The 11127-nt window shown below is 41.7% G+C and carries 13 protein-coding genes and 1 tRNA gene; 5 read left to right on the top strand and 9 right to left on the bottom strand.

Annotated features, from left to right (window positions below; translation table 11 throughout):
- Positions 1–63 precede the first annotated feature (63 nt).
- Positions 64–2793 (top strand): M14 metallopeptidase family protein, encoded by a 2730-nt coding sequence (locus B0E43_RS26115; protein WP_077347243.1) that lies wholly within the window; start codon positions 64–66, stop codon positions 2791–2793.
- 72 nt (positions 2794–2865) lie between these two features.
- Here B0E43_RS26115 and B0E43_RS26110 read toward each other — a convergent pair whose 3' ends face one another.
- Positions 2866–3732, bottom strand: coding sequence for a dienelactone hydrolase family protein (locus tag B0E43_RS26110; RefSeq protein WP_077347241.1), 867 nt, complete (start codon positions 3730–3732; stop codon positions 2866–2868).
- Positions 3733–3817: 85 nt separating this feature from the next.
- On the opposite strand from B0E43_RS26110, the gene B0E43_RS26105 reads away from it, so the two are divergent.
- A complete protein-coding gene (locus B0E43_RS26105; protein ID WP_077347239.1) occupies positions 3818–4579 on the top strand; it encodes an EcsC family protein in 762 nt (253 codons plus the stop codon).
- A gap of 28 nt (positions 4580–4607) precedes the next feature.
- On the opposite strand, the gene B0E43_RS26100 is transcribed toward B0E43_RS26105, so the two are convergent.
- Positions 4608–4680 (bottom strand) — tRNA-Gln (locus B0E43_RS26100).
- Positions 4681–4892: 212 nt separating this feature from the next.
- Here B0E43_RS26100 and B0E43_RS26095 point away from each other — a divergent pair.
- Positions 4893–5243 carry a hypothetical protein gene (locus tag B0E43_RS26095; protein WP_371454467.1) on the top strand — a complete coding sequence of 117 codons (351 nt, stop codon included), beginning with the start codon at positions 4893–4895 and terminating at the stop codon, positions 5241–5243.
- A 54-nt stretch (positions 5244–5297) separates the two neighbouring features.
- Here the strand turns inward: B0E43_RS26095 and rplI are convergent, their stop codons facing one another.
- The 4 genes from rplI to B0E43_RS26075 all read right to left on the bottom strand — a co-directional run bounded on the left by rplI (position 5298) and on the right by B0E43_RS26075 (position 7480).
- Complete coding sequence (gene rplI / locus B0E43_RS26090) at positions 5298–5741, bottom strand: 50S ribosomal protein L9 (protein ID WP_077347235.1); 444 nt, start codon at positions 5739–5741, stop codon at positions 5298–5300.
- Between the two features lie 39 nt (positions 5742–5780).
- Positions 5781–6032, bottom strand: a complete 252-nt coding sequence (gene rpsR / locus B0E43_RS26085) for a 30S ribosomal protein S18 (protein ID WP_077347233.1) — start codon at positions 6030–6032, stop codon at positions 5781–5783.
- On the bottom strand, positions 6032–6400 hold the full coding sequence (rpsF, locus tag B0E43_RS26080) for a 30S ribosomal protein S6 (protein WP_077347231.1): 369 nt from the start codon (positions 6398–6400) through the stop codon (positions 6032–6034). Before rpsF ends, rpsR begins: the two co-directional genes overlap by 1 nt.
- 150 nt (positions 6401–6550) lie before the next feature.
- Positions 6551–7480, bottom strand: a complete 930-nt coding sequence (locus tag B0E43_RS26075; protein WP_077347229.1) for a hypothetical protein — start codon at positions 7478–7480, stop codon at positions 6551–6553.
- Positions 7481–7482: 2 nt separating this feature from the next.
- Here B0E43_RS26075 and B0E43_RS26070 point away from each other — a divergent pair, with 2 nt between their 5' ends.
- Positions 7483–8106 (top strand): SAM-dependent methyltransferase, encoded by a 624-nt coding sequence (locus B0E43_RS26070; RefSeq protein WP_371454464.1) that lies wholly within the window; start codon positions 7483–7485, stop codon positions 8104–8106.
- On the opposite strand, the gene B0E43_RS26065 is transcribed toward B0E43_RS26070, so the two are convergent.
- Positions 8089–8868, bottom strand: a complete 780-nt coding sequence (locus B0E43_RS26065) for an O-methyltransferase (RefSeq protein ID WP_139352661.1) — start codon at positions 8866–8868, stop codon at positions 8089–8091. The two genes, B0E43_RS26070 and B0E43_RS26065, sit on opposite strands and share 18 nt — an antisense overlap.
- A gap of 1 nt (position 8869) precedes the next feature.
- Positions 8870–9256 (bottom strand): Co2+/Mg2+ efflux protein ApaG, encoded by a 387-nt coding sequence (apaG, locus tag B0E43_RS26060; RefSeq protein WP_077347225.1) that lies wholly within the window; start codon positions 9254–9256, stop codon positions 8870–8872.
- Between the two features lie 64 nt (positions 9257–9320).
- Here apaG and ung point away from each other — a divergent pair, with 64 nt between their 5' ends.
- Positions 9321–9983, top strand: coding sequence for a uracil-DNA glycosylase (ung, locus tag B0E43_RS26055; protein WP_077347223.1), 663 nt, complete (start codon positions 9321–9323; stop codon positions 9981–9983).
- Positions 9984–10043: 60 nt separating this feature from the next.
- Here the strand turns inward: ung and lepB are convergent, their stop codons facing one another.
- Entirely contained in the window at positions 10044–11120 is a 1077-nt protein-coding gene (lepB, locus tag B0E43_RS26050) for a signal peptidase I (protein ID WP_077347221.1), read from the bottom strand.
- Between the last annotated feature and the right edge of the window lie 7 nt (positions 11121–11127).

Below are 11127 nucleotides of genomic sequence, written 5' to 3'. Positions count from 1 at the left end.
GGCAGCTTTTAGTCATTGATAGGAGCTTAAATAGGCTATTTTTAGAAAAATAAATTTTGGCTTATGAAGTTTTCAGTTTTAAGAAATGCAGGATTTTTCCTTTCCATGGTTTTTTTGGTTTCACTATCCCAAGCCCAAACTGTCCCTACTCCTAAATCTCATTTTGGCTTTGAAATCGGGGATGAATACATGCTTGCGAATTTCAGCCAGACTGAGGCCTATTTCAAAAAGGTAGATGAAGCGAGTGATCGTGTAAAACTGGTGGAAATCGGCAAAACCGAATTTGGCAGGTCCCAGCCCATGCTGGTGATCACAGCGCCTGAAAACTTTGCTCAAATCGACCGATATAAGGAGATTTCACAAAAACTTGGCCGCGCAGAAATTACTGAAGCTGAAGCCAAAGCTATGGTGAAAGAAGGTAAGCCCGTAGTCTGGATAGATGGTGGACTTCACGCCAATGAGGTTGTGGGTGCTCAGCAACTGATCGAGACGCTCTACCAGCTAGCATCCAGAAATGATGAGGAAACGCTCAAAATTCTGGATGAAGTAATTATCCTTTTGGTACATGTCAATCCTGACGGAATGGAAATCATGTCTGACTGGTACATGAGAAATGAAGACAAAACCAAGCGTAACCAGGACATTCCGGTTTTGTATCAGAAATATGTAGGGCATGACAACAACCGGGACTTTTACATGAACAATATGTCTGAGTCCACCAATATTTCCCTTCAACAATATGTGGAATGGCTTCCTCAGATTATTTACAATCATCATCAGGCGGGTCCTGCGGGCACTGTTGTTGCTGGACCTCCCTACAGAGATCCCTTCAACCATGTCTTTGATCCTTTGATCATCACAAGTCTGGATGCAGTCGGTGCAGCGATGATTAACAGATTGCATGTAGAGGACAAGCCTGGCTATACAAGATTGGACGGATCGGTGTTCTCCACCTGGTGGAACGGTGGCTTGAGAACTACCCCATATTACCACAATATGATCGGTATACTGACTGAGATTGTGGGCAGTCCCTCTCCCTATTCTATTCCATTGGTTCCAGATAGGTTGATTCCTAATAATGGGACTCCTTATCCGGTGACTCCAGGGCCATGGCCATTCCGAAGATCTATTGACTATTCGGTTTCTCTGAACTATGCAATTCTAAACCATGCAGTGCGCCATGGAGATGAACTTTTGTACAATTTTTACCTGATGGGTAAAAAGTCCATTGATCGTGGAAATACAGACACCTGGACGAGGTATCCTAAAAATGCCCAAGCGATTCAAAATTCCTATGATGCTGCGCAAAAGAAAAAGGTGACAGAGGATGAGGATGCGGCTTATTTTGGTTTTCGCTCAGGTATACCGATTCAGTTTTATGATTCAGTTTATAAGGATCCTACAAAAAGAGATCCTCGCGGATATATCCTTTCTGCTGATCAACCGGATTTTTCAACAGCCATCAAATTTCTGAATGCGTTGATCAAATCTGGTATTTCGGTTCAAAAGGCGACAGTTGACTTTTCGGTCGCTGGTAAAAATTATCCAAAAGGTTCCTATATCGTGAAAACTGCACAGGCATTCAGGCCACATGTCCTGGATATGTTTGAGCCTCAGGATCACCCAAATGACTTTTTGTATCCGGGAGGCCCTCCAATCAGACCTTACGATGCAGCGGGCTGGACACTTGCATTTCAGATGGGAGTTGAGGTTGATCGAATTATGGAAGGATTTGAAGGGCCGTTTGAACAGGTGGCGTATGGTCAACTTCTTTCTCAGGAACCTGTTTCAGTCACTTCAGCTTCTGGTTACCTATTGGATGCTCGCGTGAATGATTCATTCATGGCAGTCAATGATCTGCTTAAAGCAAAAGTGAAAGTCTATCGAACTTCCTCTGAGACCGACGGCTTACCTGGAGGATCTTTTTATATTCCTTCTTCTGGAAAAAAAGGGCTTGAGTCAGCTGCTAAGACTTATGGCATCAAGCCTGTGTCAGGAAAAGGAATGCCTACTGGTGCCAAAGAAATCAAACCTTCCCGAATTGCGCTTTACGATGTTTACGGTGGATCGATGCCATCTGGCTGGGTGAGATGGATGATGGAGCAGTTCCATTTCGATTACCAGCTGATTTTCCCCCAAGAAATTGACGGCGGAGATCTCAATGCCAAGTATGATGTAATCCTCTTCATAGGTCCAGGAATGCCTGGAGGAAGCGGTGGATATGGTGGCGGAGGTCAACCAAAGAAAGAGGATATTCCTTCAGATTATCATCACATTCTTGGCAGGTTGTCAATGGACAAGTCGGTTCCTCAGTTAAAATCATTCCTGGAAAACGGAGGGGAAATCATTACCGTGGGAGCAGCGACATCGCTCGCTTATCATTTGAACTTGCCGGTTTCAAATGCCCTTGTGGAAATCGTGGACGGAAAAGAAAAAACCCTGACAGGGGATAAATATTACATTCCGGGCAGTGTACTGGAAATGCACGTGGACAATTCCGCTCAGGCTAATTACGGGATGGGGGACAAAGCTAATGTCCTTTTCAACAACAGTCCTGTCTTCAAACTTTCTCCCGGAGCTGCCCTTCAGGGAATTAAACCTTTGGCCTGGTTTGGAACAGAAGCGCCCCTAAAAAGTGGATGGGCTTGGGGTCAGCAATACCTTAAAAACGGGGTGACGGCTTTTGAAGCTCAAGTTGGAAAAGGAAAGCTTTATGCCTTCGGACCTGAGATTACTTTCCGGGCTCAGTCGCACGGAACCTTCAAGATGCTTTTTAACGGGTTATACCAGTAAGTTAAAATTGAATAAAACAGAAAAAGCCGCCTTTTTAGGGCGGCTTTTTCTGTTTTTAAACTGATAGTCAGATCAAACTCCAAACTTCTCTTTCAAATATCCGATAGCCATTGCATAAGCCTCTTTGCTGGCAGCTTCATCGTATTTAGGATTGCTTGGGTTAGAGAATCCGTGTACTGCGGGGAAAATTTTGTAGGTCAATTTCTTTCCGGCTTTTTCCATATTGGTAGCAAACTCTTTGATGATGGCTTCTGAGATGTATTCTTCCGTGGCAAAAAGTCCCAACACATCTGAATTTAATGTCTTTAACTTTTCCACATCCCTGACAGGCATGCCATAGTACATGACCGATCCGACATTTTGCTCACCGTTTAAAAGGGCTGATTTCAAAGACCAGCCGCCCCCAAAGCACCAACCTACATTTGCAATTTTCGCATTTGGGCCGGCCATTGTTTTTGCACCTTTTACAATGTTTTCCAATCGTTCTTCCTTCATTGATTGCATAAATTGCCCTGCTTCCTGTGGATTTGAGGTGACCTTTCCGTCATACATATCCAAGGCAATTACATTTACTTTTCCACCCAGATCATCGTAGAATACTTCTGCCTGATGTTTGATATGGTCATTGAGTCCCCACCATTCCTGGTAGACAAATAGCCACTTGTCGGTGGGTGCTGAAGCTTTGATGAGGTAGCCTTTTCCCTGCATCCCATCTGAGGTCGGAAAACTGGTCATTTCGCCTTTTGCATCAAATTCAAAAAAGATAGGAGATGGGTGAAAGGATGCAAAACCGGGTGCGTTAACAAACTGGGACATATCATCTGAAGGTGTATGACAGATAGTGATGTCGGCAAATGGATCTTTAGGCAATTCTTCTTTTTCAGTGAGGAAATAGAATCCGCTTAAAACCAAAATCAGAGATAAAAAGAGCTTGATCATAGCTGTTGGGTTTGGTGAGGATTGGTTTATATTGGAATAACTTGGTTGGGAAAATTAAGTTTAATAGGCTAATAAATAGAAAGATATGGATTCATATCAGCATTACATAGATGCCGAATTAGGACTTTGGCTGATGGAGATGAAAAAATCTCCTAGCTTATTTAGTAGGCTGACTCATGGATTTCAGGGAAAAATCAATGAAATCATACCTGAGAAAGTCCACAAAGCGATAACAGTTGCCATAGAAAATATGGTCAAGGTAGTGATCACAGGCTCAGGCTGGATAGTGCCCACTGCCAATCCAAAGATGAAGCTGATTGACCGGGAAACGAAAGTCCGTGAGCGAATCAAGTGGTACAGGAATACGGCTTCAGTAGAAGGGGCATTGACAGGTGCTGGGGGGATACTATTGGGGTTTGCTGATTTTCCGGCATTCCTGTCCATCAAGATGAAAATGCTTTTTGATATCGCAGCGCTTTACGGGGCAGACACCAAGGATTACCACGAGCGGCTTTTTCTGCTATATATTTTTCAGTTGAGCTTTTCGAGCCAAAAGCGGAGAAATGAACTGATCGGACTGATCGAAAACTGGGAAAGTTATAAATCGCAATTGCCAAAGGATCTAAGCCAATTTGATTGGAGGACGTTTCAGCTGGACTATAGGGATTATATTGATTTAGCTAAGCTCGCACAGCTGATTCCGATTATCGGCGCCGGAGTGGGAGCGATAGCCAATTACAGGCTTACTGAGCATTTAGGAGGATTTGCGATGAACGCCTATCGACTTAGGATGTTAAAAAATAATCCTAAATATCTGGAAACAGGAACCCCTAACCTCCTGAAATGAAAAAAGCTTCCGGTTGGAAGCTTTTTTGTTGGCCGACCAGGGCTCGAACCTGGACTCTTCTGAACCAAAATCAGACGTGTTGCCAGTTACACCATCAGCCAATTTTGCTATAAGAAAGCCATGGCTTTTCTTAAAGTGTCACAAAGGTAGATTCTTGACTCTTTTTTTCCAAATAGCACTTCAAAGATTTTTGATTGATATGTGTAATTTACTTGAAGTCAGATAGAAAAAATATTTTTGGAACTGACAGAAGGGTATTAGGAAACCATTCCAAATTAAACCTTTCGAAGCAATTATTTCCAGTCGGAATCGATTGAAAATTGCTTTTTTGTTAATTTTCAATCAGTTATATTGTTCGGATGGGAATATTTGCATTGTTTTGTTTCGAAATTTGAAAACTAAACTAAAATTACATATTGCAATGAAAGTAGACAAAATGGAAAAACTGGTGGCTGAGGTTATCGAAAAACTTGAGAAACTTAAGCAAACTGAACTTGCAGCTGACCTTAGCTGGTGCTGGGTAAGTTTTCAAAATGATCAAAATCCCACAGGAGTAGTAGCAAAAGCAACTCAGGCTTTGGCCGCTTTCAAGGAAGCTCGTGAAAAAAATGCCAAAGCTGTAGCCAAGAAATTGGTTGAAGATTTAGAAAAAGCATTGGCTTAAAATAAGAAAGGCTCGCAGTGATGCGAGCCTTTCTTTTTTCAGTCTGAAGAGAGCTTATTCTCCTACTACTACAAACTTCACTTTAGTTTTCACTTCTCTATGAAGATCAATGTCAGCAGTGAATTCTCCGGCACCTTCTACAGGAACACTGATGGAGATTTTCTTTCTGTCAATTTCGAATCCTTGAATAGCCAAAGCATCTGAAATCTGTAGAGTCGTCACTTTTCCAAAGATTTTGCCGGAATCACCGATTTTCGCTTTGATTTCGAGTGTTACTTCAGCAAGTTTAGCAGCAGTGTTTTCTGCTTCAGTCTTGATTTTTTCAGCTTTGTGAGCCGCTTGCTTGATGTTCTCAGCAAGGATTTTCTTGTTTGAGCCGGTAGCAAGTACAGCGAAACCCTGAGGGATCAGGTAATTTCTGCCATAACCTGGCTTTACGTCTACCAAGTCATTTTTATAGCCAAGACCTTTGATGTCTGTTTTTAGAATGATTTCCATTTGTAATGATCTTTTGTGATTGGACGATACAAGACCGAATTATTTCAAACCATCGGTTACGAATGGCAACAAAGCCAAATGTCTTGCTTTTTTGATAGCCTGGGCTACTTTTCTCTGGTATTTCGCAGAGTTTCCGGAAAGTCTTCTTGGAAGAATTTTACCTTGTTCATTTACGAATTTCAAAAGGAAGTTAGGATCCTTGTAGTCGATATACTTGATACCGTGCTTCTTGAATCGGCAATATTTCTTTCTGATTTCGCCTCTGTTGATTGGTTCGTTTACTAGTGTCATTAGGCTTGTTCCTCCTTAACTTCTACTTTTTTATTAAATTCTCCTTTTCTTCTCCTGTCTGCATAAGCAATAGAATGCTTGTCCAGAACAGTAGTCAAGAATCTCATAACTTTCTCATCGCGTCTGAACTCAAGTTCAAACTTGCGGATGATAGTCGGATCAGCCTTGAACTCAACCAATACATAAAAACCAGTAGTCTTCTTTTCGATGGTATAAGCCATCTTTTTCAGACCCCAATTCTCCACATTGATAACTTCTGCCCCCTCTTCTTTTAACAAGTTCACAAACTTGTCGACAGTATCCTTCATCTGAATATCAGACAAAACGGGAGTTAAAATGAATACCGTCTCATAATTTCTTTGGAACATTTTTTTAATGTGTTTAAGGAATTTGAATTAACAGACCGCAAAAGTAGGAGAATCAGGGCTGTAATCCAAATCATAATCATAATTCACTCATAGTATATAACAAAAAAAGCCTCCCGTTAAGGAGGCCTTGCTCGAATTCGTTGGATAAGTTTACTTCACGGTGAATGTCTTGGAGCCGACTTGATAGTTGTCTACAAAGATTTTTATTTCATGTGTGCCTGAAGTATAATCAGATCCTTTTTCGTAGTAGAATACCAAATCCTGCTCAGAGTTGTCGAAGATAATATCCTGCTTGACAGTGTAAAATTGCTCCGCCCCGTTAATCATGAAAGTTCCTGATCCTTTGGCCACGTCGAAAATAGGCTGGGAGTTCGGACCCAAAACCTGCACATAAACGTTTCTCGGGCCTTTTTCTGCCACTTTGTTGTCAGCAAGGTTGAAGCTTACTTTCAATCTTTCCATTTGTCTGTTTCGGAAATCTTTGGTGGTTTCGATCCGCTCTTTTCCTTTGGAATTGACAGCAGCGATGCTGATGTTTTCTGCTTTGAGCATGGAAGCTACGTCCACTTTGGCCTGAAGGTCCTGCTTCTGAATGTTTAGCTGTGCTACCTCTTCTTCGATCTCAGCTTGTGTTGTTTTCAAACCCTCATTTTCAGCAAACAGCTGTTGGTTTGCAGCTCTCAGTTCCAGAATCTCCTGGTCTTTTTGGGCAATCAGTCCATTGAGGTTGGTGATTTTGCCGTTCAATGCTGCAATTTCGGAGGAGCTGCGCTGCTTGGTAGAATTCCTTTCGGCGACTAATTGATCCCTCACGGCTTCAAGAGCCTGAATGTCTCCACCCAATTTTTCAATTTCCTTGATTCTGAGGTCAAGTTGGAATGTTACCGAATCCAGTCTCTGATTCAGTTCGTTATTTTCGGTAGAAAGAAGAAGTATTTCTTCAGTTTTCTTAGTTCGGTCTACATAATCAGTGTAGAGTTTAATCCCGCTGATGATGACCAAGAGGACAAGAACGATAATAATTATGTTCTTATTTTGGTCTTTCTTTTGACCGGATTCATTTTCGAAATTTGTGCTCATGTTTGACAATCTGTTTAGGAGCTTATGATATGCTGAATTTAGACGAAGATTTCTGGTCCTTCAGGTACCAAAATGGGGCAACTGGTTGGGACATAGGATATGCTTCCCCACCACTTTATCAATATCTTTGCCAAATTCATACTAAAACTATTGACATCCTCGTTCCCGGAGGTGGCAATGCCTATGAAGTGGCTGCAGGATGGGCTTTGGGCTTCCAAAACCTTCATTTACTGGACATTTCGAATTTGCCCATTCACAATTTTTTGGAAAAGAATCCGGCCTTTACCAAATCCCAAATACATCACCAGGATTTTTTTGAGCATAAGGGAAGCTATGATCTGGTTTTGGAGCAGACTTTCTTCTGTGCATTGGAGCCTGGACTTCGGCCTGTTTACGCCAAAAAGATGCATGAATTGCTTAATCCGGGAGGCCGGTTGGTTGGGGTTTTATTTGATAGAGAATTCCCACAAATGGGCCCACCATTTGCCGGAAGTGCTGAGGAATACAGAATCTATTTTGAGCCGTATTTTGAGTTGGAAAAGTTTGAACCTTGCTACAACTCCATACCTGAGCGGCAAGGTTCGGAGCTCTTCATAAAATTGAAAAAGTCAGATATCAAGGATTAAATCGGACTTTTCCCCAGGATAATCAAAGAAGAGAATGCCGCATTCGAAAAAGTCTAAACTTAATTTAACATTTGGATGTGCTTTGATTTCATTCCAAGCTTGCTGCATTTCTGGTGTCCAATGAATATCTCCGATGGCGATTATGGAACCCGAATGGACTTTTGGCAGTAGGGTGGTGAAGGAATTGATTGTTCCATTATAGGTGTGATTGGCGTCGATTAAAGCAAAATCTACATTGGGGATTTTCTTTAATATTCCCGGAAGGGTTTGGTCTATGGGGCCCAGAATAAATTCTGTTCTTTCTGCAAGAGGTTGACTTTGCGCTACTTTTTGGATTTCAATCGAACCCTCAAATGTGAAAAGTTTCCCAATTGTAGATTTGCTTAAGTATCGGGTGGAAATTCCTACACAAGTGCCGAATTCAAGAACATTTTCAGCCGGAGTAAGGCTGCAAAAGTATTGATAGAGTTGAGCGAACTTGGCTCCGCTAGTTGAATATCGGGTGATTTTGGAAATTGGCCGAATGGCTTGTTGGACTTTTTTAGATCCTGCTCCAAGATCAAGTACCTGAATGGGAGTAGGATTTTTCAGGAGGCTTCGCCTGAATTTTTCAATTTCAGGATCACCATTTTTATGTTCTTTTAAGAAATGGATAAGCTTGGAATAGAGCTGAAAAACAAAAGTAGATTGCTGACTGTATCGGTCTTCCTTACTTAACCAATAATTGAGGAAAGCTCGGATTGAGAAAAAAAAATCCCCCAAATCAATTATGGAATATATTGGCAATCATTTGAAATTCAGGGACAGAGACCTCCACGAGTTTTCCGTCAAAAAGCTTTTCCATGGTGTAGGAGCCTTTCATTTTGCCAAGTCCAGATTTAAGATTGCAGCCGGATACATAAGTGTGGGAATCTCCCGGTTCCAAAATCGGTTGTTGTCCAACTACTCCATTTCCTTCCACAATTTTGGAATTTTCTGCAGCGTCAAATACTTCCCATTTTCTTTTTAAAAGTTGGTAAGTATGTTGGCTTTTATTCTCAATGGTTACCTTGTAGGTGAACACATAGTGGTGCTGGTGTGGATTGGAAAATTCCGCCTGATAGCTGACTTCCACACTCACTTTTATACCTCTCGTAACTGCAATGACCATTGGATTATAGGCTAAAAGGAATATAATTTACAATTTGGAAATACTAATTCAATAATCAGAATAAATGGAGGTAAGAATTAATGAGAATTGGAAAATACCATTGAAAAAGGTGTTTGAAATGGATTTTTTCAAGCAGTTAGCTTCTTTTGTCAGATACGAATATCAAAATCATCTGGTTTTCCCTCCAGGAAAAGAAATATTCAATTGCTTTGATCACTGCCCTCTAGAATCTGTAAAGGTAGTAATCTTAGGTCAGGATCCCTATCATGGCCCAGGTCAAGCGCATGGTTTGTCCTTTTCGGTTAAACCAGGAATTCCTTTTCCGCCAAGTCTTTTGAATATCATGAAAGAAATTAAAGAAGACATCGGAACAGCTATGCCTCCAAATGGGGATCTCACAAGGTGGGCAGACCAGGGTGTTTTTCTCCTAAATGCCACACTTACAGTGCGGGCCAACCAAGCAGGTTCTCATCAAAACAAGGGCTGGGAGATTTTTACTGATGAGGTGATCCAAATCATCAATTCCCACCGGGAACATGTCGTATTTATGCTTTGGGGAGCTTATGCCCAAAAAAAAGCAGAATTGATTGATTCCAAAAAGCACCTGATACTTAAGGCTCCTCATCCCAGTCCGCTCTCTGCCTACAGAGGATTTTTGGGTTGCCGGCATTTTTCCCAAGCAAATACTTACCTAAAGGAAAAAGGAATTGAACCGATATACTGGTAAAAAAAAATGTCCCCAAAAAGTAGGATACGTTTTGGGGACAGATCAAATCGGAGTTTTTTGTTAATTGATTCCTTTCAGGAATCTATTCCAGCGGATTTTATTGAACATCGATTCATACTTGTCCAAGGAAAGCCATAGGAACCAGGCTTTGCCGACGATGTGATCTTCCGGCACAAAACCCCAGAATCTGGAATCCAGAGAATCATGACGGTTGTCGCCCATCATGAAATAATAATTTTGCTTGAACGTATAGCTTTCCACTTTTTGTCCGTCAATGAAAAGCTCACCTTCACGCATATCCACCTGATCGTGTCCTTCATATTTTTCAATGGTGAAGCCATATCGCTGTACATTGTCAGCGGTCATATCTATGGTCCAGTCTTTGGCAGGTACCTGCAATGGACCAAAATTGTCAGCATTCCAGCCATAATTTGAGCCATTTGGGAATATTCTTGAATCATTCACCCCAGGACTCTCTATACGCTTGGTGATTGAAACAACCACTGGTGAGGATTTAAGTGTTTCCATCATCTGGTCTGTTCCAAAAACCATGTATCCTGAACCGTTTGAAAATGCCATGAAACTTTCGGCATTAATCCCATATCCGGCAAAGAAATCAACAGTCAAGGGTCGATTGGAAATCACATCATAGGAATATTGCATTTCCTCGGGTTTTGGAGAAGCCTCGCCATTGACAAACAATTCACCTTCCTTGACCTCGATTATATCTCCGGAAATTCCAACTGCCCGCTTGATGTAGTTGGTTTTTAGATCACTGGGATATTGGAACTCCACCGGGTAATTGAATACAACTACGTCATTTCTTTCCACGTCACTAAACCCAGGCAGTCTATAATAAGGCAGTTGGATAGCGTCTGAAAAGGAGGGGATTTCTGTTCCCCAGATTTTTTGGTGGGTTAATGGTACCTGGAGGATTGTTTTAGGAATTCGAGTCCCATAGTGCATTTTGCTTACGAAAAGGAAATCGCCAACCAAAAGTGACTTTTCCATGGAAGCAGTAGGGATCGTAAAGGGTTCAAGCAAAAGCCATCGGATCAAGCTGGCCGCTACAACTGCAAAAACCAGCGCATCCAGCCATTCCCGGGTTGCTGATTTTTTCTTTTTAGTTTGACTCATGTTTTAA

The organism is Algoriphagus sp. A40, from assembly GCF_002002735.1.
Classification (GTDB): domain Bacteria; phylum Bacteroidota; class Bacteroidia; order Cytophagales; family Cyclobacteriaceae; genus Algoriphagus.
This window is presented reverse-complemented; position numbering and strand designations above follow the sequence as displayed.

Excerpts from the sequence above, each read along its gene's own strand:
- B0E43_RS26115 (WP_077347243.1), top strand. The coding sequence starts at position 64 with ATGAAGTTTTCAGTTTTAAGAAATGCAGGATTTTTCCTTTCCATGGTT.
- B0E43_RS26110 (WP_077347241.1), bottom strand. The coding sequence starts at position 3,732 with ATGATCAAGCTCTTTTTATCTCTGATTTTGGTTTTAAGCGGATTCTAT.
- B0E43_RS26105 (WP_077347239.1), top strand. The coding sequence starts at position 3,818 with ATGGATTCATATCAGCATTACATAGATGCCGAATTAGGACTTTGGCTG.
- rplI (WP_077347235.1), bottom strand. The coding sequence starts at position 5,741 with ATGGAAATCATTCTAAAAACAGACATCAAAGGTCTTGGCTATAAAAAT.
- rpsR (WP_077347233.1), bottom strand. The coding sequence starts at position 6,032 with ATGACACTAGTAAACGAACCAATCAACAGAGGCGAAATCAGAAAGAAA.
- rpsF (WP_077347231.1), bottom strand. The coding sequence starts at position 6,400 with ATGTTCCAAAGAAATTATGAGACGGTATTCATTTTAACTCCCGTTTTG.
- B0E43_RS26075 (WP_077347229.1), bottom strand. The coding sequence starts at position 7,480 with ATGAGCACAAATTTCGAAAATGAATCCGGTCAAAAGAAAGACCAAAAT.
- apaG (WP_077347225.1), bottom strand. The coding sequence starts at position 9,256 with ATGGTCATTGCAGTTACGAGAGGTATAAAAGTGAGTGTGGAAGTCAGC.
- ung (WP_077347223.1), top strand. The coding sequence starts at position 9,321 with ATGGAGGTAAGAATTAATGAGAATTGGAAAATACCATTGAAAAAGGTG.
- lepB (WP_077347221.1), bottom strand. The coding sequence starts at position 11,120 with ATGAGTCAAACTAAAAAGAAAAAATCAGCAACCCGGGAATGGCTGGAT.